The following is a 26,566-nucleotide window of genomic DNA, read 5'->3' as shown; positions in this document are numbered from 1 at the left end:
CGCGATGAGCCTCGCGGCCCTCATGGCGATCTATTTCGTGCAACTGGCGGCAGCGATGTCGCCAGGGCCGGCCGTTTTGCTGGCCGCACGCACCAGCCTGCGCGAAGGCTTCGGCCGCGGCGTGTGGCTGGCGGTGGGGATCGGGCTTGGCGCGGTGATCTGGGCGGCGGCAGCGCTGTTCGGCCTCGCGCTGGTCTTCAAGGTGGCCCCAGCGCTTCTGACCACGCTGAAATTCGCGGGCGCCGCCTATCTGCTGTGGCTCGCGTTCAAGATGTGGCGCCATGCGGGCGACCCGCTGGATCAGCACATCCCCGACCTGCCCCGCACCCGCTCGGTGCCGCGGCTGGTCTGGCTTGGCATCTCGACCCAGCTCGCCAATCCCAAGCCCGCCGTGTTTTTCGGCACCGTCTTCCTGACGTTCATCCCGCCCTCGGCCCCCGGCTGGGCCTATGCGGCGATCCTTGGGATCGTGATGTTCAACGATACCGTCTGGAATGTGCTGGTGGCGCGGATCTTTTCGCTCGAGAAAACCCGTGCGGCCTATCTCAACCTGAAAACCGTGATCGAGCGCGTCTTCGGCGGGCTGCTCGCCCTGCTCGGTCTGAAACTCGCCCTGACCTGAGGAAAACACCATGTCCGACCGTCTGCCCCACGAAAAAGGCTTCCATGTCAGCTGGGATCAGCTCCACCGCGATGCGCGCGCGCTCGCCTGGCGGCTCGACGGGAAGGGACCTGATGACGGCAACTGGCGCGCGGTCGTGGGCATCACCCGCGGCGGTCTGGTTCCCGCAGCGATCGTCGCGCGCGAGCTCGACATCCGCAAGGTCGATACGATCTCGGTGAAAAGCTACAGCCACCAGGAACAGCGCGAGGCGCAGGTCATCAAACCGACGCAGCCCGATATCATGGAAAACGGCGGCGAGGGCATTCTGATCGTCGACGACCTCGTCGATACCGGCAACACGCTGAAACTGGTGCGCGAGCTTTTCCCCAAGGCGCAATTCGCCACCGTCTATGCCAAGCCGAAAGGCGCGCCGCTGGTCGATACCTATATCACCGAGGTCAGCCAGGACACCTGGATCTTCTTCCCCTGGGACATGGCGCTGCAATATGTCCAGCCTTATCGGGGCACGGAATAAGCCGTGAAACTCGGAGCGCCCGGCACCCGGCTTGGGCAATTCCTGCATTGGCTGTTCGAAGCGAGCCTGATCCTGAAAGGCTTCTTCGAGCTTGCCGAAACGCTCTCGGGGCTCGCGCTTCTGGGCCTTCCGAAAAACGCCGTGCTCGATGCGGCGCATTGGATCACGCGGCACGAATTGAGCGAAGATCCCAAGGATCAAATCGCCAATGCGTTGCTGAACGCGGCCCATCACTTCTCGATCGAGACCCAGAGCTTCTATGGCTTCTATTTCAGCAGCCACGGCGCGCTGAAACTGATCGTGGTGGTCTTGCTGATGCGCGGGCTGATCTGGGCCTATCCGATGGCGATCGTGCTGATGTCCGCCTTTGTCGCCTATCAGATGTATCTGTGGAGCCTGCATCACGCAATTTCGATGCTGCTGCTGACCCTGCTCGATCTGCTGGTGATCGCGCTGACCTTGCGCGAATGGAGCGTCCGGCACGGCTTCGCCTGGCGTTCCCCGCGCTAGGGGGCTCTGCCCCCTCGGGCTCGCGCCCTCACCCCCGAGATATTTTCATCAAGAAGAAGACAGGCAGACGCGTCTCCTTCTTCTTGATCTAAATATCTCCGCCGGAGGCTCCCGCCCCTTGCCAAGGACGCGGCGCTCTGGTGATCTCGCGCGGTCAGCCAAGAGGACATCCATGCCCCATCCGCTCAATCCCGCACTCGCCGCAACCTTCTCCCCCCCGGTGATGGAGGCACGGCGCTGGCTGGAGGGCGTCACGTTCTCGCCCGAGCGCCCGCTGATCAATGTCTCTCAGGCGGCCCCCGTGGATCCACCGCCCGAGGCGCTGCGTCAGGCGATCGCGGAGGCCGCGCTGAGCGATCCGCAAGCGCATCTTTACGGCCCCGTTCTGGGCATGCTCGGGCTGCGCAGTGAGCTTGCCGCGCAATGGTCGGCCGCCTATGGCGGTGAGATCGCCGCGTCTCAGGTCGCGATCACTCAGGGCTGCAACCAGGCGTTTTGTGCCGCGATGGCGACCCTCGCAGGCACCGGCGACGAGGTGATCCTGCCGACGCCTTGGTATTTCAATCACAAGATGTGGCTCGATATGGCGGGGGTACAGACCGTGCCACTGGCCACCGGCGCGGGGTTGTTGCCCGATCCCGACGAAGCGGCGGCGCTGATCACCCCGCGCACCCGCGCGATCGTGCTGGTTTCGCCCAACAATCCGGGCGGGGCGGAATATCCTGCCGAGCTGATCCGCGCCTTCGCCGAACTGGCCCGCACCCATCGCATCGCGCTGATCGTCGACGAGACCTATCGCGATTTCGACAGCCGGTCCGGGGCGCCGCATGATCTCTTCGCCGATCCAGACTGGGCGGAGTATTTCATCCATCTCTATTCCTTCTCGAAGGCTTACCGGCTCACGGGGCACCGCGTGGGCGCGATCGTGGCGGGCACGGACCGGCTGGCGGAGATCGAGAAATTCCTCGACACGGTGGCAATCTGCCCGTCTCAGTTGGGTCAGATCGCCGCGCTCTGGGGCATGCGAAATCTCCGGCAATGGGTCGCCGGCGAGCGCGCCGAGATCCTCGCGCGCCGCGCCGCGATGGAAGCGGCCTTCGCCGATCTCGAAGGTTGGGACCTGATGGGCTGCGGTGCCTATTTCGCCTATGTCACCCATTCCGATCCACGCCCGTCAGCCGAATTTGCGCAGGCTCTCGTGCGCGAGGCGGGTGTGCTGATGCTGCCCGGCACGATGTTCATGCCCGAGGGCGCTCCGGGGGCCGCGCGACAGATGCGGATCGCCTTTGCCAATGTCGATGCGGACGGGATCACGACGCTGCGCGCACGGCTTGCGGAGCTTGCGCGCGCCTGACCTTGCAGGCCTTTGGTCAAAGCCCTAAACAGCCTCGAAAGAGAAACGCCCGAGGAGGAACCCCGATGAAGCTGCGCAGCCACGGCAAGAGTGTCGTCGTCTGGATCTTGCTGGCCATGCTGATCCTGGGTCTCGGCGGCTTCGGGTTGCAGAGCTTCTCCGGCTCGATCAAGTCGGTGGGCTCGGTGGGGGAAACCCAGATCTCGGTCAATGACTACGCTCGCGCGCTGCGTCAGGAGATGCAGAGCCGCAGCCAGCAGACCGGCCAGCCGGTCACGATGGCGCAAATGCGCGCTTCGGGTCTCGACCAGCAGGTGCTGGGTACGCTGATCGGTCAGGCCGCTCTGGGGGAGGCCGCGCGTCGGCTGGGGATCTCCGTGGGCGATGCCGAGCTGCAAAAGCAGATCTTTGACATCCAGGCCTTCCACAATGCCTCGGGCAAGTTCGATCGCGAGACCTATAAATTCGCGCTGCGCCAGCAGGGCTATACGGAGAACGAATTCGAGGCACAGCTGCGCGACGATCTTTCCCGTTCGATCGTGCAGGGCGCGGTCGCGGGCGGAGTCGAGGCACCGCAGGCCGTCACCGATGCTTACACGAAATTCGTCAGCGAAAAGCGTGGCTTCACCTGGGCCGAGATCACCGAGGGTGATCTGACCACACCGGTGGCGCAGCCGACAGATGACGAGCTGCAAACCTATTACAACGACCATATCGCGCAGTTCACCGCGCCGGAGACCCGTGAGATCACCTATGCCTGGCTGACCCCGGAGATGCTCCAGAGCAAGGTGGCGATCGACGATGCGACGTTGAAGGCCGAATACGAGCGCCGGATCGACGAGTTCAAGCAGCCCGAGAAGCGTCTGGTGGAGCGTCTGGTCTATCCGAACATGGAAGAGGCGCAGGCTGCAAAGGCGAAATACGACGCAGGCACGAGCTTTGCCGATCTCGCCAAGGAGCGCGGCCTGACGCTGGAAGATGCGGATCTGGGCGACGTGACCAAGGCTGAGCTGGGCAAGGCAGGCGATGCGGTCTTCGCGCTGAGCGAACCCGGTGTCGTGGGTCCGGTCGAGACCGATCTGGGGCCTGCGCTTTACAAGATGAACGCGGTGATCGCGGCACAGGAAACCTCTTTCGAGGATGCGCGCGAGGAGCTCGCAGGCGAGGCCGAGGCCGACAAGGCGCGCCGTGAGATCGGCAAGATGAGCGAAGACCTTCAGGACCGTCTGGCTGGCGGCGCAACGCTCGAAGAGATGGGCAAGGAGACCGACATGGAGCTCGGGACCATTGCCTATACCGCGGGCGACACGGACGGGATCGCGGGCTACGAGGAATTCCGCAAGGCCGCGGACGCCGCGACGACCGAGGATTATCCCGATCTCGAGACGCTCTCGGATGGTGGTGTCTTCGCGCTGCGTCTCGACAAGATCGTGCCGCCCACGCCCAAACCCTTCGACAGCGTGAAGGACGAGGTGGCGAAGGCATGGCATGCCGATCAGCTGGTCACCGCCGAGGAGGCGCGCGCCAAGGAGATCGTCGCAGAGGTTGAAGGGGGCAAGTCGCTCGGCGCAACGGGGCTGCTGACCACCACGATCGCCAGCATCGGCCGCGGCGGGTTCAGCAACGCACTGCCGCCGGCGGTGATCTCGAAGGTCTTCGAAACCGATCCGGGCAAACCCGCGCAGGTGACCGCCAATGGCAAAGTCTATGTGATCGTCACCGACAAGGTGATCCCCGCGGATATGACTGATGCCGATACCACGTTGATTTCGGGCCAGATCGGCAGCCAGCTCTCGCGCTCGCTCGCCAATGACCTGCTCAATTTCTACGCGACCGCCGTGGAGGCCGAAGCGGGGCTCAGCCTCGACAGCCAGGCCGTGACCGCGGTGCAGTCGCAGATGCAGTAAGGAGGCCCAAGGTGGTCGCTCTCTCCCCCTCCTTCGAGGAGTTCGAGGCCCGCTGGGCCAAGGGTGAAAACCAGCTCGTCTATGCGCGGCTGGCCGCCGATCTCGACACGCCCGTCTCGCTGATGCTCAAGCTTGCCGAGGCACAGCCGAATTCCTTCATGCTGGAATCGGTCACCGGCGGCGAGGTGCGCGGGCGTTACTCGATCATCGGGATGAAGCCTGACGTGATCTGGGAATGCCGGGGCGAGACCGCGCGCATCAACCGCTCCGCGCGGTTCGACGAAACCTGGGAAGACCTTCCGGGCCATCCGTTCGAGAGCCTGCGGGCGCTGATCGCGGAAAGCCGCATCGACATGCCCGACGGGCTGCCGGCCGCGGCGGCAGGCCTCTTCGGCTATCTGGGCTATGACACGATCCGGCTGGTCGAAAAGCTGCCGAACGTGAACCCCGACCCGATCGGCGTGCCGGATGCAGTGTTGCTGCGGCCATCGGTCGTTGCGGTGCTCGACGGGGTGAAGGGCGACGTGATCCTTTGCGCGCCTGCCTTCCAGTCCTCGGGTCTCTCGGCACGCGCGGCCTATGCGCAGGCCGCCGAGCGGGTCTCGGATGCGCTGCGCGATCTTGACCGCACACCGGTCGAGAGCCGCGATCTGGGCGAGAGCCTTCAGGTCGGCGAGATGCGCTCGAACTTCACCAAGGAGGGCTACAAGGCCGCCGTGGAGAAGGCCAAGGAATATATCCGCGCGGGTGACATCTTCCAGGTGGTCCCGGCACAGCGCTGGTCGGCGGAATTCCCGCTGCCGCCCTTTGCGCTGTATCGCAGCCTGCGCCGCACCAACCCCTCCCCCTTCATGTTCTTCCTGAATTTCGGGGGCTTCCAGATCGTGGGCGCTTCGCCTGAGATCCTCGTGCGCGTGCGCGAGGGCGAGGTGACGATCCGCCCGATCGCAGGCACCCGTCCGCGCGGAGCGACCCCCGCCGAGGACAAGGCGCTGGAAGAGGATCTGCTGGCCGACAAGAAGGAACTGGCCGAGCACCTGATGCTGCTCGATCTGGGTCGCAACGATGTCGGGCGCGTCTCGAAGATCGGCTCGGTTCACCCGACCGAAAAATTCATCATCGAGCGCTACAGCCACGTCATGCATATCGTCTCGAACGTGGTGGGCGAGCTGTCGGATGATCAGGACGCGCTTTCGGCGCTGCTGGCGGGCCTGCCTGCGGGCACAGTCTCGGGTGCGCCGAAGGTCCGCGCGATGGAAATCATCGACGAGCTGGAACCCGAGAAGCGCGGCATCTACGGCGGTGGCGTGGGCTATTTCGCGGCCAATGGCGAGATGGACATGTGCATCGCGCTGCGCACCGCGGTGGTGAAGGACAAGACGCTCTACATTCAGGCAGGCGGCGGCGTGGTCTATGACAGCGACCCCGAAGCGGAATGGATGGAGACCGTCAACAAGTCCAAGGCCCTCAGGAAGGCGGCCGAGGATGCGGGCCTCTTCGTGAAGTCGCGCGGCAATAGCTAATATCAGCGAGCCTCGCCTGAGAAACAGGGTTGGCCCGGAGCTATGCGCTTCGGGCCTTTTTCTTTGAAATCATGGGGTCAGCAGAGCGTCAGTGCACTGGCCCGCGCACTGGCCTGCGTCGCTCTCACTCGCCCGCGCCAGCCTGCCCTGCCACGCTTTTCAGCGCCACGGCGGAAACCGGGGCGAGCGCGAACTTGCCCTGCTCGCCCGCATACCAATCGTCGATCCCCTGAAGCGATTCCGGCCACGCCGAGAGCACCACCACGACCTGCCCGTCGCGATCGGCCTCGAAACCCGCGCGCGAGAGCATCCGCGAGATCACCGGCGCTTTCTCGCGGCCGCCATCGACCACCCGCCAAGCCTGCGCATGCGGCAGCCCCACCGATTGCGCGATCTGGTTGGCGCTATCGAAGCCCACTTTGAGCGTCACCAGGCCCAGCCCGTCGCGATCGAGCGCGGAGACCATCTGGCGCGCCAGCATGCGGTTGTTCTGAAATTCGGGCTGCGGGCGCTCGATCACCGCCACGGCTTCGGGCAGGGTCTGTTTCCACGCCTCGAGCGCAACCTCGAGATCCTCGGGGCTCGCGCCTTGCGGCAGCGGGCCTGCCAGCATCGCGACCTCGTAGCCCGCCTTGCGGAAGGTCTCGGCATCGCTGGCGGCGTTTTCGCGCGTCGGGTCGATCGCGATTGTCATCGGAAGACCGGTCGCGGCGATGGTCTGGGCATCGAGCCCGCCTTCTGCCACGCCCGGATCGATCAGCACGATCGAGAAAAGCGGTTTGCCGGGGTCTTCCGTGAAGGGCGCGGCATAGCGTTCAAGCGGGGTGAGGCTCGCAGCGTCGGGGTGATCCGTCGGAGCCTCGGCGATCTGTGTGCCTTCCGGCGCAGAGCCGCTGACCTGCGGCAGTCGGTCGACCACAACGCCGGGTGCGCTCTTGAAGCCAGCAATCGGCTTGCCGGGCAGGCTGGGCGTGTCGTCAAGCGTCAGGATGCGCGGCTTGCTAGGCGGCGTGTCGGGTACGGGAGCTGCCTCGGGCATGGCTTCGGCAGGGGGCGCCATGTCGGGCATCATGGCAGGCGCATCGGGAAGCGCGGGCATCGGCGCAGGCGCACCGGCCAGTTGCGTCCCCGCATCCGTTTCGGCGGATGACGGCGCGTCGGCCGGCTGGGGCATGAGCTCACGTCCGGTCTGGCCTGCCCCGCTGACCGTAGCCAGGGGAACCTCTCCCTCGTCCGCCCCGCTCGCGATCTCGGCGCCGATATCGGCATCGGGAAGGGGCTCTGGCTCGAAGACCTGTTCGCTTTGCTCCGCAGGCTCTGCCGCGGCAACCTCCTCGGTAACGCCCGGTGCAGGCGCAGGCAATGTTACCGCCGCATCGCCCGTGGCCTCGGCCGGGGCAAGCGCGGGTGTCTCGACCTCGCCGGGCGGCGGTACCGGGACGGGCTGTTCGGGAGCGACCGGCTCGGCCAGCGCGACCTTTGCACCCTCGGGCGCGGGCTGGGGCTCGGGCGTCACGGGCGCGGCCTCGGGGCGCGCGGCGGGCTCGGTGCCTGCGATCTGCGCCGGCGGCGCAAGGCTCGGCTGGCTGACCGGCGCGCTCGGCGTGGCGGTCGGAGCGCTGAGCGGCGCGCCGGCGGGGCTTGGCATGGCAGGTGTACGGTCGCTCGGCGCCGCAGCCTGCTCGCTTTCCTTGGGAGGGACTTCCGCGGCGGAGGTCTCAGGCGCGGTCGACGCCGCGATCTTCACGTCACGCCCCGGTTCTTGCGGCGTGGGAAAGACCAGCGACAGCAAGCCGAAGCCGAACACCGCGACCAGCCCACCCGTCACGATCCCCTTGATCACAGAACGCATCATCTGCCTGTCTCCACACTGCGCGCCGCTTTTGGGTTGCGGCTTTTTACCGGGTGACTGCCCTTGACCCCGGCCCTTCGCTGATAGCATCTATAGCCCGACCCGAGCCCCGGTTCACCCCCATTCTGGCGGGGTTATCCCGGGGGACACAAGCGAAAGGCCCGGCCATGCTGCTGCTCATCGATAATTATGACAGCTTTACCTATAACTTGGTGCATTATTTTGGCGAGCTGGGCGCCGATGTGAAGGTTTGGCGTAACGATGCGCTCAATGTGCAGGAAGCGATGGGGATGGGTGCCGAGGCGATCGTGCTCTCGCCCGGGCCTTGCGATCCCGATCAGGCCGGCATCTGCCTGCCGCTGACGCTGGCGGCCGCCGAGGCGAAACTGCCGCTCTTCGGCGTATGTCTGGGCCATCAGACCATCGGTCAGGCTTTTGGCGGCAAGGTCGTTCGCGCTTCCGAGATCGTGCATGGCAAGATGGGCGAGATCCACCACGAGGGCAAAGGTGTCTTCGCCGGCCTGCCCTCGCCCTTGAGCGCCACGCGCTACCACTCGCTGGTGGTCGAGCGTGACACCCTGCCCGACTGCCTCGAAGTGACCGCCGAGCTGGCAGACGGCACGATCATGGGGCTGCGTCACCGCGAGCTGCCGATCGAAGGCGTGCAGTTCCACCCCGAATCCATCGCCTCCGAGCACGGCCACGCCATGCTCAAGACCTTTCTGACAGAGGCAGGCGTGAGCCTGAAGGTGCCCGCATGACCATGAGCGAAGCGATGAAGCCGCTGATCTTCGCGGCCTCCGAAGGCCCGCTGAGCCGCGCGCAGGCCGAGATGGCCTTTGAAATCCTGTTCAACGGCGAAGCCTCGCCCGCGCAGATCGGCGGTTTGCTGATGGCGCTGCGGGCACGCGGGGAATCCGTGTCGGAATATGCCGCCGCCGCCGCCGCGATGCGCGCCAAATGCGTGCCGGTCAAAGCGCCCGAGGGGGCGATCGACATCGTGGGCACGGGCGGCGACGGGATGCACACGCTCAACATCTCGACCGCGACGGCCTTCGTCGTGGCGGGCGCGGGCGTGCCGGTCGCGAAACACGGCAACCGCGCAGCCTCGTCGCGCTCGGGCACGGCGGATGTGCAATCGGAGCTTGGCATCGACGTGATGGCGGGTCCGGAGGCGACCGAGCGTGGTCTGGCCGAGGCCGGGATTGGCTTCATGATGGCGCAGATCCACCACCCGGCGATGCGCCATGTCATGCCGGTGCGACTGGAACTTGGCTGCAAGACGATCTTCAACATCCTCGGGCCACTGACCAACCCCGCGGGCGTGAAGCGCCAGCTGACCGGGGCGTTTGCGCCCGACCTGATCTTCCCGATGGCCGAGACGCTGCAGATGCTGGGCTCGGAAAAGGCGTGGCTCGTGCATGGCTCGGACGGGACCGACGAGATCACCATCTGCGGCACGACCGAAGTGGCGGCGCTGGAAAACGGCCGGATCGAGTCGCTGCAGATCCACCCCGAGGATGCGGGCCTGCCCGTGCATCCGTTCAAGGATCTGGTCGGCGGCACGCCCGCCGAGAACGCGGCCGCCCTGCGCGCGCTGATGGCGGGCGAGGCGTCGGCTTATCGCGATGCGGTGCTGCTGAATGCGGCGGCTGCGCTGGTCGTGGCCGACAAGGTTTCCGACCTGAAAGCCGGAGCCGAGATGGCCGCCGAGAGCATCGACAGCGGAAAGGCGAAAGCCGCGCTGGAAACGCTCGCGAAGATCACGCAGGAGGTCGCCGGATGAGCACGATCCTCGACAAGATCAAGGCCTACAAGCTCGAAGAGATCAAAGCGGCCAAGGCCGCGCGCCCGCTGGCGGAGGTCGAGGCGCAGGCCAAGGCACAGGCCCCCACGCGGGGGTTCGCGAATGCGCTTACCGCCAAGGCCGAAGCCGGCTACGGGCTGATCGCCGAGATCAAGAAGGCCTCGCCCTCGAAGGGGCTGATCCGCCCCGATTTCGACCCGCCCGCGCTGGCCAAAGCCTATGAACAAGGCGGCGCGGCGTGTCTCTCGGTGCTGACCGACACGCCCTCGTTTCAGGGCGCGCCCGAGTTCCTGACGGCCGCCCGCGCGGCCTGCTCGCTGCCCGCTTTGCGCAAGGATTTCCTCTACGACACCTATCAGGTCGCGGAAGCCCGCGCCTGGGGGGCCGATTGCATCCTGATCATCATGGCCTCGGTCGAGGATGGCTTGGCGGCCGAGCTGGAAGACGCGGCCTTCGGTTGGGGCATGGATGTGCTGGTCGAGGTGCATGATGCCGAGGAAACCGACCGCGCGCTCAAGCATCTGAAATCGCCGCTTCTGGGTGTAAACAATCGCAATCTCAAGACCTTCGAGGTCACTCTTGATGTCACCCGCCAGCTTGCGCCGACGATCCTCGCCGAAGGCCGCGACCTCGTTTGCGAGAGCGGTATCTTCACGCAAGAGGACATGGCTGCGATGGCCGAGGTCGGCGCGCGCCGCTTCCTGATCGGTGAAAGCCTGATGCGGCAGGACGATGTCGCGGGCGCCACCGCAAAGCTGCTGGAGGTCGCATGAGCCTGTCGCATTTCGATGACGCGGGTCAGGCCCATATGGTCGATGTCTCCGACAAGGAGGTGACCGACCGCATCGCCGTGGCCGAGGGGCGCGTGGTGATGAAACCCGAGACGCTGGCCTATGTGCTGCAAGGCACCGCGAAGAAGGGCGACGTTCTGGGCATCGCGCGGATCGCAGGCATCATGGCGGCGAAGAAGACCGCCGATCTGATCCCGCTGTGTCACCCGCTGCCGATCACCAAGGTCACGCTCGATCTGGACCCCGACGAGTCGCTGCCGGGGGTGCATATCCGTGCCACCGTGAAGACCTCGGGCCAGACGGGCGTCGAGATGGAGGCGCTGACGGCCGTGTCGGCCGCCGCGCTGACGGTCTATGACATGCTCAAGGCGGTCGAGAAATCCATGCAGATCGAGGGCATCCGCGTCGTGCTGAAGGACGGCGGCAAGTCCGGGAGATATGAAGCATGAGCCTGTTGCCGGTCGAGGACGCGCTGGAGAAGGTTCTGGCGCTGGTCGAACCGCTCGGCACCGAGGTCGTGCCGCTGCGCGCGGCCGTGGGCCGGGTGATGGCCGAGCCTGCGAGTGCGCGGCTGACCCAGCCCCCCTTCTCGGCCTCGGCGATGGATGGCTACTGGCTCGACGTGGCCGATCACCTGCCGGGTGCTAAACTCACCGTCGAAGGCGAGGCCGCTGCCGGGCGTGCTTACGCAGGCACGCCCACCCCCGGTCAGGCGGTACGCATCTTCACCGGCGCGCCGGTGCCGGGGCCGAATGGCGTGGTGGTTTTGCAGGAAAACGTCACCCGCGAGGGCGACACGATCACCCTGCCGCAAGAGCTTGAAACGCATAACAATATCCGCCCCGAGGGGCAGGATTTCGCGCAAGGTGAGAGCTTTGGCCCCGAACGCCCGCTGACCGCCCGCGATCTGGGTCTGTTGGCGGCGATGAATGTCTCGGAGGTCACCGTGCGCCGCCGTCCCGTCGTCGCGATCATCGCCACGGGCGACGAGCTGGTGATGCCGGGCGAGGAACCGGGGCCGGACCAGATCATCTGCTCCAACAGCTTCATCATCGCGGCTCTGGCCGAACGCATGGGCGCAGAAGCCCGCATGTTGCCGATCGCGCGCGACGACCGCGATAGCCTGCGCACGGTGTTCGAACTCGCGAAAGGCGCCGATCTGGTGGTGACCTCTGGTGGCGCCTCGGTCGGGGCGCACGACCTTGTGGGCGACGTGGCCGAGGAACTGGGCCTTGAACGCCGTTTCTGGAAGATCGCGATGCGCCCCGGCAAGCCGCTGATGGCGGGCCGAATGGGCGGGGCGGCGATGCTCGGCCTTCCGGGCAACCCGGTTTCGGCCACGGTCTGCGCCGAGCTGTTCCTGCGTCCGATGCTGCGCAAGCTCGCGGGGCTGCCGCCCGAGAGCCGCGTGCAACAGGCGCAACTGGCCGTCGATACCGGCCCGACCGGTCCGCGCACGCACTACATGCGCGCGCGCCTCAAACCGGGCAATCCCCTGCCCCGCGTCACGCCCTTCGACAATCAGGACTCGGCAATGCTCAGCATTCTGTCGCAAGCCGATTGCCTGCTGATCCGACCAATCGGCGATGGGCCGCGCAAGGCAGGCGAGACGGTCGATATCCTGCCGCTGGACTGAGCCCAAGCGCGCAAGCGTTGACAGGCTGCGGGAACAAGGGTAGAACAATCCTTGAACAAACGCCCTGTCCCGGGATCGGAGGATCGCGAATGTTGACGCGCAAACAGCTGGAATTGCTGGAATTCATTCAAAAACGGATGATGAAGGACGGTGTTCCGCCTTCTTTCGATGAGATGAAGGACGCGCTCGACCTGCGGTCGAAATCGGGCATTCACCGGCTGATCACCGCCTTGGAAGAGCGCGGCTTCATCCGTCGCCTCGCTCATAGGGCCCGCGCGATCGAGATCGTGAAGCTCCCCGAGGCCTTGGAGAAGAAACTCGGCGCACCGATCAGCAGCGAGAGCGGTTTCGCGCCGCAGGTGATCAAGGGCAACAAGGTGGACCCGCCGCGTGGCGCGATGCCCGTTGAGGCGGTTCATGCGCTGGAACTGCCGGTAATGGGCCGGATCGCTGCCGGTGTCCCGATCGAGGCGATCTCGGAAGTCTCGCATCACGTCGCGGTTCCCGGTGCCATGCTGGGCGGGCGCGGCGAGCATTACGCGCTTGAGGTCAAGGGCGACTCGATGATCGAGGCCGGGATCAACGATGGCGATATCGTTGTGATCCGCGAACAGGGCACCGCCGACAATGGCGACATCGTCGTGGCGCTGGTCGAAGGGCACGAGGCGACGTTGAAGCGGTTTTATCGCCGTAACGGGATGATCGCGCTGGAGGCGGCAAACCCGGCTTACGAGACGCGTCTTTTGCGTGACGATCAGGTCCGGGTACAGGGCCGGCTCGTCGGGCTGATCCGCAGCTATTGAGCGTCTCAGTCGGAGCAAACAAGGGCGTCCAGCGGGGCGCCCTTTTCTGTTTTCGCGCGTCTGCGGTAGCGGCAGATCTGCCTCCGGCGGGGATATTTCGGGCAGTTGGAAATCAGGGTCTGGTCCAGAGGCGGCGACCCTTCGTCTGAGCGGCTGTGGTAATCCGGCCTTCGCTGTCGATCGCCACCGCCCCGGTGTCGCGCAGGCGCGTCAGATCCCAAAGCTCGCATGTGCGAGGCGCCTCAGGAATGCGTGCGGCGATTACCACGATCGCGCCGGGTGTGCAGGCCTCGTCCAGGCGGTCGGGGGCGGATTTTCCGGTGAGGTGAATCAGCGGAGCGGTGCGAAATTGCGTCTGGCGCGTGGCACGGGTACCGGTGAAGGCCGGGCGCTTGGCAGCTTCTTCGACAGAAGCGGGATCGCCATCGGCTTCGAGCCAGCGACCGGAGATGAACCCCGCGCCGGGTTTCGAGAGCGCGCGGCCCTCTGCCGTCATCAACCCGACCTGCTGGGCTTCGGGCGCAATCAGGAGCGCAGGACGACTTGTGGGAGCGCGGCTCCAGAGCAGCGCTGCGGCGAGGATCGCGATCACGCTGACGCTGCGACCGACGCCGCGCGTCAGGATCAGACCGAGCGCGCCAAGGGCAAGAAGCGGGATAACCCGCGGATCGGGCTGCGCGATTGCGAGCACCGAGCCCTCGAACCCGCTGACCCAGTCGGCCACGCGCAGGATCCAGCCCGTGCCAAGCCCCAGCGCCCAGAGCGCGGGTCCGGCCAGCCCGAGCGGCGCAAGGATCGCCGCCAGCACGCCCATTGGCATCACCAGAAGCCCCATTGCAGGCACGGCGAGCAGATTGGCGAGCACGCCATATTCCGACAGCCGGTGAAATTGCGCTGCCACGATCGGAGCGGTGGCCGCGCCCGCAATCAGCGAGGTCGCGACCAGCATCAGAACGGGTCGCAACAGGCGCGGCAGACGGCGAGCCGCGCGCGTCCAAGGGCCGAGCGCCACGATCAACGCAGTCGTCGCGGCGAAGGACATCTGGAAACCGGGCTCGGTCAGGCTCTCGGGTTTCCAGATCAGCAGAAGACTTGCGGCCAGCGCGACCGTGCGCAGGCTCAGCGCGCGGCGGTCCATCAGCACCGCGCCCAACATCACGCTCACCATGATCCAGGCGCGCTGGGTCGACACGGCGGGTCCGGCGAGCCAGAGATACGCCGTCGCCGCGATCAGGGCGACGACGGCGGCGAGTTTCTTCGTGGCCCAGATCAGCGCCGGGCGGCCCGCCAGCGCGAGCCCATAGCGCACCAGCCCGAAGACGAACCCCGCCAGCATCCCCATATGCAGCCCCGAGATCGCGATGAGATGGGCGAGGTTCGAGCGGCGCATCGCCTCGCGCGTGGCCTCGCTCAGCCCCGAGCGATCGCCGGTCATCAGCGCGGCGGCGATCGCGCCGGGCTGGCCTGTGATGCGCGCCTGAATCGCCTGCGACAGGCGCATCCGCGTTCGATGAGCGGCGAGCGCCCAGTCGCGCGGATCGGGTGGTGCTGCGCGCAGAACGGGGCTGCGCGTGTAGCCCACCGCGCCGAGCTGATCGAACCAGGCAGAGCGGCGGAAATCGTAAGCATCGGGCGCCGCTGGCGGTGGCGGCGGCGAGAGATGGGCACTCATCATCACCTGCGCTCCGGGCTCGAGCGCCTCGGGAACCGCGCCATGGAGCGTTACGCGAACCCGCGCGGGCGTGCGCGCAGGGCTGACGCGGTCGAGCCGTACGGTGTCGAGCGTCAGCCGGATCTGGTCGGAGGCGGCGCGGTCGATCATCACGATCCGGCCCGTCACCGGACCGTAATAGCGAAAGGAAAGCACCGGCGCTGCAACGGAGTGAGCACGTAGCCCGGCCAGAAGGAACCCGAGGGCCGCAAGCATCACCAGCGCCGCCGGGAAGCGCATCGGCAGCGCCGCGCGAAGGGCGAGCACGGCCGCCATCAGGGCCAGACCGGCGGCCAGCGCATATTCAGAGGCGGAGGGCTCCGTCAGGCGCGCGAAATAGACGCCGACGCCCCCCGCAAGTGCCACCGGCATCCAGAGAAAGAGTTGCAACCGCGCCCGCGACATTGCGCCAAGCGGATCCTCGATCCCGCCGAGGCAAGCGCGCAGCCAAACCGGCCAGCGCGGGGCTGTTTGCGGCGGTTCCGCCCAATCGGGCGCCTGCGCATCCCAAGCCATGCTTGTCCTCGGCCCCGTCCCTGCTTATGCATCCACGCGAGACAGCCTAAGCGCGTCATGGTTTCCGAAAGGTTAATGCAGGCCCAGAGAGCCCTGCGAAGAAAGGCCCCCGATGTCCGATCAGATCGTCACCCGTTTCGCCCCCTCGCCCACCGGCTACCTGCATATCGGCGGCGCACGCACGGCGCTGTTCAATTGGCTTTACGCCCGCGGACGCGGAGGGAAGTTCCTGCTGCGCATCGAGGATACCGACCGCGAACGCTCGACCCCGGAGGCGACGACGGCGATCTTGCAGGGGCTCGACTGGCTCGGGCTCGATTACGATGGCGAGGTGGTGAGCCAGTTCGAGGGGGCTGCGCGCCATGCCGAGGTGGCACACCAGATGCTCGAAACGGGCGGGGCCTATAAGTGCTTCTCAACGCAGGAAGAAATCGCGGCCTTCCGCGAGCAGCCGGAAAACAAGGGCAAGATGTTCCCCTCGCCCTGGCGCGATGCCGATCCCTCGACCTACCCGGACGCGCCTTATGTGATCCGCCTGAAGGCCCCGCGCGAGGGCGAAACCGTAATCGCCGATGCCGTGCAGGGCGACGTGACGATCCGCAACGATCAACTCGATGACATGATCTGTTTACGTTCGGATGGCACACCCACCTACATGCTGGCCGTTGTCGTCGATGACCATGATATGGGCGTGACCCATGTGATCCGCGGGGATGATCACCTCGTCAACGCGGCGCGACAGATGCTGGTCTATCGCGCGATGGGCTGGGACGTGCCCACCTTCGCGCATATCCCGCTGATCCACGGCCCCGACGGCAAAAAACTGTCGAAGCGCCACGGCGCGGTCGGGCTCGAGCAATATCAGGCAATGGGCTACCCGGCCTCGGGCATGCGCAACTACCTCGCGCGCCTCGGATGGAGCCATGGCGATGACGAGTTCTTCACCGACGAACAGGCGAAGGAATGGTTCGACATCACCGGAATCAACAAGGCGCCGGCGCGGCTCGACTTCAAGAAGCTCGAGAATATCTGCGGCCAGCACATCGCGATCACCGAAGATGCCCAATTACTGAGCGAAATCGAAGGTTATCTCGCAGCCGCAGAAAAACCCGCGCTCGATTCTGCACAGAAAGATGCGCTTCTGCGCACGCTGCCCTTCATCAAGGGCTCCGTGAAAATTCTGCCGCAACTCCTTGAAAAGGCGCACTTCTCATTGACACAGCGGCCGATTGAGGTCGAGGAGAAGGCGGCGAAGGCGCTCGATGATGTATCCCGTGGTATACTGAGAGAATTGACCTTTGCGCTGCAACGCGCTAATTGGTCGCGGGAAGAACTGGAGACTGTCGTCGGACAGGTCGCAGAAGCGCATGGGTTGGGTCTTGGAAAGGTCGCAGGCCCGATGCGGGCGGCTCTGGCCGGCCGCGCAGCCACTCCCAGCGTATTCGATATGATGCTCGTTCTGGGCCAGGAGGAAACTCTGGCCCGTCTCGACGATCAGGCGGCCTGAGGCCTGGCCGCCCTCTCCGGGCCTGACCCGGACGCGACATCCCGGCGCGGCCCAGCCGGACGATTGAAAGGGATTTTACATGGCAGAAAACCAGAAGACCGCCACGCTTTCGCTTGACGGCACGACCTATGAGCTTCCCGTGCTCTCGCCCAGCGCCGGTCCCGATGTGCTCGACATCCGCAAGCTCTACGGTCAGGCCGATGTCTTCACCTACGACCCGGGCTTCACCTCGACCGCGTCGTGCGAATCGAAGATCACCTATATCGACGGCGACAAGGGCGAGCTTCTTTATCGCGGCTACCCGATCGACCAGTTGGCCGAGAAGTCGCATTATCTCGAAGTCTGCTACCTGCTGCTTTACGGGGAACTGCCGACCCGCGCGCAGATGGAGGATTTCGAATACCGGATCACCCGTCACACGATGATCCACGAGCAGATCCACAACTTCTTCCGCGGCTTCCGTCGTGACAGCCACCCGATGGCGACGATGGTGGGTGTCGTGGGCGCAATGTCGGCCTTCTATCACGACAGCCTCGACATCAACGATCCCTGGCAGCGCGAAGTGGCCTCGATGCGCCTGATCGCGAAACTGCCGACGATCGCCGCGATGGCCTATAAATATTCGATCGGTCAGCCCTTCGTCTATCCGCGCAACGATCTGAGCTACGCCGAGAACTTCCTCAACATGTGCTTCTCGGTCCCGGCCGAGCCCTACAAGGTCGAGCCGGCACTCGCGAAGGCGATGGACCGTATCTTCACGCTCCATGCCGATCACGAACAGAACGCCTCGACCTCGACCGTGCGTCTGGCGGGCTCCTCGGGGGCGAACCCCTTCGCCTGTATCGCAGCCGGTATCGCCTGCCTCTGGGGCCCGGCCCATGGCGGCGCCAACCAGGCCTGCCTCGAGATGCTCCGCGAGATCGGCTCTGTCGACAAGATCCCGGAATATATCAAGCGCGCCAAGGACAAGGACGATCCCTTCCGCCTGATGGGCTTCGGCCACCGCGTCTACAAGAACTTCGACCCGCGCGCGAAGGTGATGAAGGAATCGGCCGACGAGGTGCTCGACCTGCTCGGCATCCACGACAACCCGACGCTTCAGGTCGCCAAGGAGCTCGAGAAGATCGCGCTCGAGGACGAATATTTCGTCTCGAAGAAGCTCTATCCGAATGTCGATTTCTACTCGGGGATCATCCTCGAGGCGATGGGCTTCCCGACCTCGATGTTCACCCCGATCTTCGCGCTCTCGCGCACCGTGGGCTGGATTTCGCAGTGGAAAGAGATGATCGAGGATCCGACCAACAAGATCGGTCGCCCGCGCCAGCTCTATACCGGCGCGACTTTCCGCGACTACGTGGATGTCGAAAAGCGCTGATCTTTTCTATTAGGTTTGAGCGGGCCGAGGGGAAACCTTCGGCCCGTTCACTATGGGAAACGGGGATGGGCTGTGTGCCCCGCCGCCGCCGTGTCGTGGCAACGGAAGGCAAGGGAGGGGCTCTGCCCCTCGCGCGCCGCAGCGCGCTCACCCCGAGATATTTGGATCAAGAAGAAGCCCCATGTGTGAGCGCCTGAAATTTCGCCCTCATCATTTTCTGTGTTCACTGGGCTTCGAGGGGAAAGGCTATTCGGAAGGCTTCACCGCGAATATGAGCGCGATCGTCGGGGGGCGCTTGCGGCGCCCCGACGGCGAGGACGTCAAGATCGAGGTGGTCGCAGCCGCAGATGACATCTGTGCGCCCTGCCCTTCGCGGCGCGGCGCGCTTTGCGTGGCGCAAGACCGGATCGCGCGGCTCGACGCCGCCCATGCGCGCGCGCTCGAAGTCGCGCCGGGGGATGTGTTGCGCTGGGGCGAGGCCTTGGATCGAATGGCGGCCTTGCCGGCGGGCGCCTTGAACGAGATTTGCTCCGGCTGCCAGTGGCTGGCCGGCGGCATGTGCGCCAAGGCTCTGGATCGGCTCAAGGCGGACCGCTGACGCGCAATGGCGAAATCTGCGTGCCGGTGTCGCAGAGCGCAATGCGACGCTTGCGCGGAACCACGCGCGGTGGCACAACCCGCGCCATGAGCACGGATCAGACTCAAGACCCTTCTCAGGGCAAGAAACTCGCCCTTGTCACCGGCGCCTCGCGGGGCATCGGCGCCGCGATTGCCGAGGCGCTGGCCGCCGAGGGCTGGCATATCATGGCTGTCGCCAAGACCTCGGGCGCTCTCGAAGAGCTGGATGACCGGATCCAGGCCGTGGGTGGCAGTGCCTCGCTCGGTCCGCTCGATGTGACCGAGCCCGAGCAGATGGCGCATCTGGCGCAATCGGTGGGCGCGCGTTGGGGAGGCGTCGATCTCTGGGTGCATACGGCAATCCATGCGGCCCCCCTGTGCCCGGCAGGCCATATCGACGCCAAAGAACTTGCGAAATCGACCGCGGTGAACATGACGGCGACGGCGCAGCTGATCGGGCTGATCGAGCCCCTATTGCTGGCCCGGCAAGGCACGGCGCTGTTCTTCGACGACCACCGCGCGGGACAGAAATTTTTCAGCGTCTATGGCGCAACGAAAGCCGCGCAGATGGCGATGGTGCGTAGCTGGCAGGCGGAGACCGCGAAGATCGGGCCGCGCGTGGTCATCGCCGAGCCGAAGCCCATGGCAACCGCTCTGCGCGGGCGGTTTTTCCCGGGCGAAGATCGCTCGGTGCTGGCCGATCGTCATGACGAGGCGCGACGCATTCTCGCGGCGCTCTGATCGGCCACATCTGATCCCACCGTCCTGCGGCGCTTTGGCGACACTCGCGCCCTGTGGCGCGGGTCCGCTTTACCCTTGCCCGCCCCCGCGTTAAGCATCGGGTGGAACGGCAGGACAGCGGGGGCGGAATGCGCATTCTCATCACAAATGACGACGGGATCGACGCGCCGGGGCTCGAAGTCCTGAGCGAAATCGCCGAAGAGATCGCAGGCCCGGATGGCGAGGTCTGGACCGTGGCCCCCGCCTTCGAGCAATCCGGCGTCGGTCATTGCATCTCCTATACCCGCCCGATGATGATCTCGAAGCTCTCCGAGCGGCGCTTTGCAGCCGAGGGCAGCCCCGCCGATTGCGTGATGGCAGGGCTTTACGATGTGCTCGAAGGCCAGCGCCCTGATCTGGTGCTCTCGGGCGTGAACCGGGGCAACAACTCGGCCGATAATGCGCTCTACTCCGGCACGCTGGGCGGCGCGATGGAGGCGGCGCTGCAAGGCGTGCCCGCGATCGCGATGTCGCAATTCCTCGGGCCGGAGGTGTTCAACGCGCCCGACATGTTCGAGGCCGCCCGCGTCCATGGTGCGGCGCTCGTGCGCAGGCTGCTCGACAACGGGATCTGGGACGATGGGGATTACCGGGTCTTCTACAATGTGAATTTCCCGCCCGTCCTCGCCGCGCATGTGAAGGGTCACAAGGTGGCGGCCCAGGGCTTCCGCAAGGATTGCTATTTCTCCACCGAAGCGCATCACGCGCCCTCGGGGCGGCGGTTCCTGTGGATCAAGGGCGGCCCGCAGCACACCCCGACCCAGCCCGGCACGGATGCAGCGGTGAACCTCGATGGCTATATCTCGGTCACACCGATGCGGGCGGATCTGACCGCGCATGACGTTCTGGCCGATCTGGAGGCCCGTCTGGGATGAGCGAGGAGCCGTCGCAGGAGGATCTGGCCGAGCGCAAGATGCGCTTCCTCTTCGCGCTGCGCTCGAAGGGGGTCACCGATGCGCGCACGCTCTCGGCGATGGAAGAGATCGACCGCGGGCGCTTCGTGCGCGGGCTTTTTGCCGATCGCGCCTATGAAGACATGCCCCTGCCCATCGCCTGCGGCCAGACGATCAGCCAACCCTCGGTCGTAGGGCTGATGACCCAGGCCCTGCAGGCGGGCCCACGCGATACCGTGCTCGAGATTGGCACCGGCTCGGGCTATCAGGCGGCGATCCTGAGCCAGCTTGCCCGCCGCGTCTACACGGTCGACCGCCATCGGCGGCTGGTGCGCGAGGCCGAGGCCGTGTTCACGGTGCTTGCGCTGCCCAATATCGTGGCGATCGCGGGAGATGGCTCGCGCGGGCTGCCCGATCAGGCCCCGTTCGATAGAATCATCGTGACCGCGGCAGCCGAAGACCCTCCGGGGCCGCTCTTGGCCCAGCTCAAGATCGGAGGTATCATGGTTTTGCCCGTGGGCCAGTCGGACACGGTGCAGAGCCTGATCCGGGTGCGCCGGCTCGAGACAGGTTTCGACTATGAAGAATTGCGCCCGGTGCGGTTCGTTCCCCTCGTCGAGGGCATGGCGAGCGATTGAGTGGCAGGTATCGAAGGGCCCTCCAGAGGCCCGAAGACAGTGAGGACTGAGCGGATGGCATCGAATTTTTCCCGGTTGCGGCTGGTTTTGGCCGGAGGCGTTGCGTTGACGGCGCTGGCCGCATGTAACCCCAACGGGTTTGACCTGGACTTGCGCGGCTATGGCAATAATGGCGGGCTCGACACGACCGCCGCCGCCCAGCAGGCCGTGCAGGACCGCCCGCGCCCCGATGCCAACGGCATCATCACCTATCCCAATTATCAGGTCGTGGTGGCCCGGCGCGGCGATACCGTGACGAGCATCGCGCAGCGCATCGGGACCGACCCGGCCGCGCTTGCGCGTTACAACGCCATCGCGCCCAATGCGACGCTCGGATCGGGCGAGGTTCTGGCGCTGCCGAACAAGGTCGCCGCTGGAGGCACTGCGTCCAATCCCAGCGCGCTCACCGCCGAAACCATCGACATCACCTCGCTTGCCTCGAACGCGATCGACAAGGCGCAGGCCAACCAGCCCGCGACCACAACCGCACCGAGGCCCGCCACCCCGGTCACCACGCCCGAGCCGATCCGTCACAAGGTCGCGCGCGGCGAGACGGCCTATTCCATCGCGCGTTACTACAGCGTGCCGGTCAAGGCGCTGGCCGACTGGAACGGTCTGCCCAACGATCTGAGCGTGCGGGAAGGTCAGGTGCTGATGATCCCGGTCGCGGCGAACCGCCAGCCCGCACGGGTCGAGACCGCGACCTCGACCACAGCGCCAGGTACGGGCTCGCCCACTCCGGTTCCGCCCTCGGCGACCGAGCCTCTGCCCAACCAGTCCCCGCCCAAGGCCTCCGAGCCGGTGAAAACGACCGCCGCCCCCGATCTGGGCGCCGATCGCACCAAGGCCTCGGACAGCGCGCAGATGATGATGCCGGTTTCAGGCGCGATCATCCGCCCCTACAAGAAGGGCAAGAATGACGGGATCGACATTTCCGCGGCCCCCGGCACTGCGGTCAAGGCAGCTGAAGGCGGCTCGGTCCTGCTGATCAGCCAGGACACCGACGATGTCTCCTTCCTCGCGATCAAACATCCCGACGGGCTCGTCACGGTCTATTACAACGTGACCGGCATCACCGTCTCGAAGGGGGCGAGCGTGAAGCGCGGGCAGACCATCGCCAAGATTGCCCCCGGCGATCCCGGTTACCTGCATTTCGAGGTGCGCAAGGGGATCGACTCGGTCGACCCGATGCCATACCTGAACTGATCCGATGTGCGGGCTGACCCTTTCGTCAGCCCGCTCGTCATTCTGCCTCTCAGCCTGCGACCGGCGCGAGCAGCAGGCAACTTTCACTGTTGAGCACCCCCGGAATCTCCCGGATATCGCGCAGCGCCCGGTCGAAGGCGCCCAGCGTCTCGGCATGGATCTCGGCCACCAGATCCCAGTTTCCATTGGTCGCGTAGACCGTTGCCACTTCGGGAATACGGTGCAGCGCCCGGATCACCGCGCGCGACATCTTCCCCTGCAATTCAACCATCGTGATCGCGCGCACCTGCCCCTCGACATCCGTCTCGGTCTCGATGGTGAAGCGCCGGATCTGGCCAGAGGCGACCAGTGCCTCGAGCCGCGTGCGCGCAGTCGTGCGAGACACCCCAACCTTGAGCGCGAGATCGGTTACCGAGAGCCGCGCGTCCGCGCGCAAGGCTGCGAGGATCGCGCGATCCGTATCGTCGAGCTGCATGTTGCCTCCGTTTTGCGCAGAGTACTGATCAAAGTGATCAAAAATAGTTCCGATTTGCGCAAATTGACAAGAGAAACCCGCACCCCATTTCGGCATCTTAGGACCAACAAGGGAGATCACGATGACACGCACAGCTTCGATTCTGGGCGCGCCCATTCAAACTGGCGCCTCGCAACCCGGCTGCATCATGGGGCCGGCCAGTCTGCGTATTGCAGGGCTGGGCGATATCCTGACCGAGCTGGGTTGGGACGTGAACGACCTCGGCGATCTCTCGATCGACCCGCAGGAGCCCGTGCCGCACAAGAACCCCGCAATCCATGACCTCGCCGAGACCCGCGCCTGGATCGAGGCCCTCTCGCAAGCAGCGTTTGAGGCCGCACAGAACCACGACCGCCCGATCTTCATCGGTGGCGATCACGCGCTGGCAGCAGGCACCCTGAGCGGGCTGGCCCGTCACGCCAAGACGCTTGACCGCCCGCTTTTCGTGCTCTGGCTCGATGCGCACCCGGATCTGCACACGCTGATGACCACCACCAGCGGCAACCTGCATGGCACACCGGTCGCCTATGTTACCGGCCAGCCCGATTTCGAAGCCTTCCCGCCGCTGGAAGCGACCATCGATCCGAAGAATTTCTGCATGATGGGCATCCGCTCGGTCGATCCGGCCGAACGCGACCGGATCAAGAAGATCGGCATGGAAGTCCATGACATGCGCGCGATCGACGAGACCGGCGTGCTGGCCCCGCTGCGCGCCTTCCTCGACCGGGTGCGTGCCGCCAACGGGCTGTTGCATGTCAGCTTCGACGTGGATTTCCTCGACCCCGGGATCGCGCCTGCCGTGGGCACGACCGTTCCGGGCGGCGCCACCTTCCGCGAAGCACATCTGATCATGGAAGAGGTCGGTGACAGCGACCTCCTGACCTCGCTCGACATCGTCGAGCTCAACCCTTTCCTCGATGAACGCGGGCGCACGGCGAAACTGCTGTGCGACCTCGCCGCGAGCCTCTTCGGCCGGCGCGTTCTCGACCGCATGACACGGAGCTACTGATGGATATGACCCCTCTCGCCCCCTCGAAACTGGCCCTCGTGCCCTTCGTTTCGGTCGCCAACATGATGCGACTGGTAAACGCGATCGGCCCCGAGCAGGTGATGCGCGACCTCGCCGCCTATATCGAGGAGGATTTCCGCCGCTGGCCCGATTTCGACAAGACCCCGCGCGTGGCCTCCCATTCGGCGGAGGGCGTGATCGAGCTGATGCCGACGGCCGATGCCGAGAATTACGGGTTCAAATATGTCAACGGCCACCCCACGAACGGCCGCACCGGGCATCAGACCGTGACGGCGTTTGGCGTGCTCTCGTCGGTCGCGACGGGCTACCCGCTCCTGATGACCGAGATGACGCTGCTGACGGCTTTGCGCACCGCCGCCACCTCGGCGCTGGTGGGCAAATACCTCGCCCCGAAAGGTGCGACGGTCATGGGCATGATCGGCAATGGCGCGCAATGCGAGTTCCAGGCGCTGGCCTTCCGCGCGATCTGCGGGATCGACACGCTGCGGCTCTATGACATCGACCCGGCGGCGACCGAAAAGGCGGCGAAGAACCTCACCGCACAAGGGTTTACCGTTACCAAATGCCGCTCGGCCGAGGAGGCCGTCGAGGGCGCGCAGGTCATCACCACCTGCACCGCCGACAAGCAATATGCGACGATCCTGACCGACAACATGGTGGGCGCCGGCGTGCATATCAACGCGATCGGCGGCGACTGCCCCGGCAAGACCGAGCTGCATCGCGACATCCTCACCCGCTCGGAAATCTTCGTCGAATACCCGCCGCAGACCCGCATCGAGGGCGAGATCCAGGCGCTCGACGCGGACCACCCGGTGACCGAGCTGTGGAAGGTCATGCGTGGCGAGGCCGAAGGCCGCCGCGACGCCAAGCAGATCACGCTGTTCGATTCCGTGGGCTTCGCGATCGAGGATTTCAGCGCGCTGCGTTACGTCCATGACCGCGTGCAGCAGGGTGAATATGCGCAGATGCTCGATCTTCTGGCAGACCCCGACGATCCGCGCGATTTGTTCGGGATGCTGACGCGGGCGGGCTGAGCCCCGCTTGCGCTCGGGCGCGGTGCGTGGCACCGAGGGCGAAAATGCCCACCTCAGACGAGAGCGCGACATGACCTATCCCAACCATCCCTATGCGGGCGACGGCAGCCATACCGGCAGCTATTACGCGGCATCGGCCAACCCGTCCCCGCTGCGTGCTGAACTCGTGGGCGAGGTCGAGGCCGATATCTGCGTCGTCGGCGCCGGGTTCTCGGGGCTTTCGACCGCACTCCATCTGGCCGAGAAGGGCTACAGCGTCACCGTGGTCGAGGGCGCACGCATCGGCTGGGGCGCCTCGGGGCGCAATGGCGGGCAGATCGTGAACGGGCTGAACGCGAGCCTCGACACGATTGAGCGCCGCTATGGCAAGGACACCGCGACTTTTGTCGCCGGTCTGGTGATGGAAGGCGGCGACATCATCCGCGAGCGCATCGCCACCTATGGCATCGACTGCGATCTGAAACACGGCAATGTCTTCGCGGGGCTTACGGCCAAGCATATGCAGGAGCTGGAGGCGCGCTGGAAGCTCTGGCGCAGCTACGGCATCGACAGCCAGGAAATGCTGAGCCGCGATCAGATGCGCGAACACGCGGCCTCGGACCTCTATTCCGGGGGCATGATCGACCATAAGGGCGGCCATCTTCATCCGCTGAACCTCGCGCTTGGCGAGGCGGCGGCGGTGGAAAGCCTCGGCGGCACGATCTACGAGATGTCGCCCGTCACTTCGGTCGACACGGACGCCGCGCGCCCCGTCATCAGGACCACGAAGGGCCAGATCACCGCGAAGACGCTGGTGCTCTGCGGCAATGCCTATCTCGGTCATGTGGTGCCGACGCTGGAGCGCCGCGTGATGCCGGTCTCGACGCAGGTGATGGCGACCGAGCCGCTGGGCGAAGCGCAGGCCCGCGCGCTGATGCCGTCGGACGTCTGCATCGAGGACGTGCGCTACATCCTCGACTATTACCGCATGTCCGCCGACAACCGCCTGCTGTTCGGCGGCGGCACGGTCTATGGCGGGGCCGATCCGAAAGACATCAAGGCGAAGCTCTGGAAGAACCTCGAAAAGGTCTTCCCGCAGATCAAGGGCGTGAAGATCGACTATGCCTGGTCGGGCAATTTCGCGCTCTCGTTCAGCCGGGTGCCGCAGATGGGCCGGATCGGGGCGAACACCTATTTCGCGCATGGCTATTCGGGGCATGGCGTGACGGGCTCGCACACCTTCGGGCGCATCCTGTCCGAGGCGATCAACGGTGATCTGACCCGGTTCGATACGTTTGCGAAACTGCCCTGGATTCCCTTCCCCGGCGGGCGCACTTTCCGCGTGCCCTACTCTGTCGCGGGGTCGTGGTGGTACGCGCTGCGCGACAAGCTGGGAGTGTAAGC

General features: G+C 65.6%; 25 protein-coding genes. 22 read left to right on the top strand and 3 right to left on the bottom strand.

Annotated elements, in window-relative coordinates:
- Positions 1-4: 4 nt before the first annotated feature.
- The 6 genes from TP2_RS02030 to trpE all read left to right on the top strand — a co-directional run bounded on the left by TP2_RS02030 (position 5) and on the right by trpE (position 6,433).
- Positions 5-622, top strand: coding sequence for a LysE family translocator (locus TP2_RS02030; RefSeq protein ID WP_038072771.1), 618 nt, complete (start codon positions 5-7; stop codon positions 620-622).
- Between the two features lie 10 nt (positions 623-632).
- A complete protein-coding gene (gpt, locus tag TP2_RS02025) occupies positions 633-1,139 on the top strand; it encodes a xanthine phosphoribosyltransferase (RefSeq protein WP_038072769.1) in 507 nt (168 codons plus the stop codon).
- A gap of 3 nt (positions 1,140-1,142) precedes the next feature.
- A complete protein-coding gene (locus TP2_RS02020; protein ID WP_038072767.1) occupies positions 1,143-1,649 on the top strand; it encodes a DUF2127 domain-containing protein in 507 nt (168 codons plus the stop codon).
- Between the two features lie 172 nt (positions 1,650-1,821).
- Positions 1,822-3,003 carry an aminotransferase gene (locus TP2_RS02015; RefSeq protein WP_038072765.1) on the top strand — a complete coding sequence of 394 codons (1,182 nt, stop codon included), beginning with the start codon at positions 1,822-1,824 and terminating at the stop codon, positions 3,001-3,003.
- A gap of 65 nt (positions 3,004-3,068) precedes the next feature.
- A complete protein-coding gene (locus TP2_RS02010; RefSeq protein WP_038072763.1) occupies positions 3,069-4,910 on the top strand; it encodes a SurA N-terminal domain-containing protein in 1,842 nt (613 codons plus the stop codon).
- Positions 4,911-4,921: 11 nt separating this feature from the next.
- Positions 4,922-6,433 (top strand): anthranilate synthase component I, encoded by a 1,512-nt coding sequence (gene trpE, locus TP2_RS02005; RefSeq protein WP_038072753.1) that lies wholly within the window; start codon positions 4,922-4,924, stop codon positions 6,431-6,433.
- 124 nt (positions 6,434-6,557) lie between these two features.
- On the opposite strand, the gene TP2_RS17815 is transcribed toward trpE, so the two are convergent.
- A complete protein-coding gene (locus TP2_RS17815; protein ID WP_051692114.1) occupies positions 6,558-8,288 on the bottom strand; it encodes a divergent polysaccharide deacetylase family protein in 1,731 nt (576 codons plus the stop codon).
- 164 nt (positions 8,289-8,452) lie between these two features.
- Between TP2_RS17815 and TP2_RS01995 the strand changes: the two genes are divergently transcribed.
- From TP2_RS01995 to lexA, 6 genes are all read left to right on the top strand, one after another.
- Positions 8,453-9,046: an anthranilate synthase component II gene (locus TP2_RS01995; RefSeq protein WP_038072752.1), complete on the top strand. Its 594-nt coding sequence runs from the start codon at positions 8,453-8,455 to the stop codon at positions 9,044-9,046.
- Between the two features lie 2 nt (positions 9,047-9,048).
- A complete protein-coding gene (gene trpD / locus TP2_RS01990) occupies positions 9,049-10,071 on the top strand; it encodes an anthranilate phosphoribosyltransferase (protein ID WP_038072751.1) in 1,023 nt (340 codons plus the stop codon).
- Positions 10,068-10,865 (top strand): indole-3-glycerol phosphate synthase TrpC, encoded by a 798-nt coding sequence (gene trpC / locus TP2_RS01985; protein ID WP_038072748.1) that lies wholly within the window; start codon positions 10,068-10,070, stop codon positions 10,863-10,865. The genes trpD and trpC overlap by 4 nt, the downstream gene beginning before the upstream one ends.
- The gene (gene moaC / locus TP2_RS01980; protein WP_038072746.1) at positions 10,862-11,332 is read left to right on the top strand and encodes a cyclic pyranopterin monophosphate synthase MoaC; all 471 of its coding nucleotides are present in this window, start codon (positions 10,862-10,864) and stop codon (positions 11,330-11,332) included. The genes trpC and moaC overlap by 4 nt, the downstream gene beginning before the upstream one ends.
- Before the next feature lie 2 nt (positions 11,333-11,334).
- Positions 11,335-12,519: a molybdopterin molybdotransferase MoeA gene (locus tag TP2_RS01975; RefSeq protein ID WP_038073350.1), complete on the top strand. Its 1,185-nt coding sequence runs from the start codon at positions 11,335-11,337 to the stop codon at positions 12,517-12,519.
- 89 nt (positions 12,520-12,608) lie between these two features.
- Positions 12,609-13,322, top strand: coding sequence for a transcriptional repressor LexA (gene lexA / locus TP2_RS01970; RefSeq protein ID WP_038072741.1), 714 nt, complete (start codon positions 12,609-12,611; stop codon positions 13,320-13,322).
- A gap of 112 nt (positions 13,323-13,434) precedes the next feature.
- On the opposite strand, the gene TP2_RS01965 is transcribed toward lexA, so the two are convergent.
- The gene (locus TP2_RS01965) at positions 13,435-15,549 is read right to left on the bottom strand and encodes a ComEC/Rec2 family competence protein (protein ID WP_240473685.1); all 2,115 of its coding nucleotides are present in this window, start codon (positions 15,547-15,549) and stop codon (positions 13,435-13,437) included.
- 112 nt (positions 15,550-15,661) lie between these two features.
- On the opposite strand from TP2_RS01965, the gene gltX reads away from it, so the two are divergent.
- The 7 genes from gltX to TP2_RS01930 all read left to right on the top strand — a co-directional run bounded on the left by gltX (position 15,662) and on the right by TP2_RS01930 (position 22,605).
- The gene (gene gltX / locus TP2_RS01960; protein WP_038072740.1) at positions 15,662-17,056 is read left to right on the top strand and encodes a glutamate--tRNA ligase; all 1,395 of its coding nucleotides are present in this window, start codon (positions 15,662-15,664) and stop codon (positions 17,054-17,056) included.
- A gap of 79 nt (positions 17,057-17,135) precedes the next feature.
- Positions 17,136-18,431, top strand: a complete 1,296-nt coding sequence (gene gltA / locus TP2_RS01955) for a citrate synthase (protein ID WP_038072739.1) — start codon at positions 17,136-17,138, stop codon at positions 18,429-18,431.
- Positions 18,432-18,483: 52 nt separating this feature from the next.
- Positions 18,484-19,029, top strand: a complete 546-nt coding sequence (locus tag TP2_RS01950; protein WP_420804577.1) for a DUF1284 domain-containing protein — start codon at positions 18,484-18,486, stop codon at positions 19,027-19,029.
- An 86-nt stretch (positions 19,030-19,115) separates the two neighbouring features.
- Complete coding sequence (locus TP2_RS01945; protein ID WP_038072737.1) at positions 19,116-19,790, top strand: SDR family NAD(P)-dependent oxidoreductase; 675 nt, start codon at positions 19,116-19,118, stop codon at positions 19,788-19,790.
- Positions 19,791-19,918: 128 nt separating this feature from the next.
- Positions 19,919-20,704, top strand: a complete 786-nt coding sequence (gene surE / locus TP2_RS01940; protein WP_038072735.1) for a 5'/3'-nucleotidase SurE — start codon at positions 19,919-19,921, stop codon at positions 20,702-20,704.
- Positions 20,701-21,360 carry a protein-L-isoaspartate(D-aspartate) O-methyltransferase gene (locus TP2_RS01935; protein ID WP_038072733.1) on the top strand — a complete coding sequence of 220 codons (660 nt, stop codon included), beginning with the start codon at positions 20,701-20,703 and terminating at the stop codon, positions 21,358-21,360. Before surE ends, TP2_RS01935 begins: the two co-directional genes overlap by 4 nt.
- A gap of 54 nt (positions 21,361-21,414) precedes the next feature.
- The gene (locus TP2_RS01930; RefSeq protein WP_051692113.1) at positions 21,415-22,605 is read left to right on the top strand and encodes a LysM peptidoglycan-binding domain-containing protein; all 1,191 of its coding nucleotides are present in this window, start codon (positions 21,415-21,417) and stop codon (positions 22,603-22,605) included.
- A gap of 49 nt (positions 22,606-22,654) precedes the next feature.
- Here TP2_RS01930 and TP2_RS01925 read toward each other — a convergent pair whose 3' ends face one another.
- A complete protein-coding gene (locus tag TP2_RS01925) occupies positions 22,655-23,080 on the bottom strand; it encodes an Lrp/AsnC family transcriptional regulator (RefSeq protein ID WP_038072732.1) in 426 nt (141 codons plus the stop codon).
- A 121-nt stretch (positions 23,081-23,201) separates the two neighbouring features.
- On the opposite strand from TP2_RS01925, the gene rocF reads away from it, so the two are divergent.
- The 3 genes from rocF (at position 23,202) to TP2_RS01910 (ending at position 26,564) form a co-directional block, all read left to right on the top strand.
- Complete coding sequence (gene rocF / locus TP2_RS01920; RefSeq protein ID WP_038072731.1) at positions 23,202-24,128, top strand: arginase; 927 nt, start codon at positions 23,202-23,204, stop codon at positions 24,126-24,128.
- A 5-nt stretch (positions 24,129-24,133) separates the two neighbouring features.
- Positions 24,134-25,183 carry an ornithine cyclodeaminase gene (locus TP2_RS01915; RefSeq protein WP_038073343.1) on the top strand — a complete coding sequence of 350 codons (1,050 nt, stop codon included), beginning with the start codon at positions 24,134-24,136 and terminating at the stop codon, positions 25,181-25,183.
- Between the two features lie 70 nt (positions 25,184-25,253).
- Positions 25,254-26,564, top strand: coding sequence for an NAD(P)/FAD-dependent oxidoreductase (locus tag TP2_RS01910; protein WP_038072730.1), 1,311 nt, complete (start codon positions 25,254-25,256; stop codon positions 26,562-26,564).
- The last annotated feature ends 2 nt before the right edge of the window (positions 26,565-26,566 follow it).

This window comes from Thioclava pacifica DSM 10166, assembly GCF_000714535.1.
GTDB lineage: Bacteria > Pseudomonadota > Alphaproteobacteria > Rhodobacterales > Rhodobacteraceae > Thioclava > Thioclava pacifica.
Note: the sequence above shows the minus strand (reverse complement) of the source record. Positions and strands in the feature narration are given on the sequence as shown.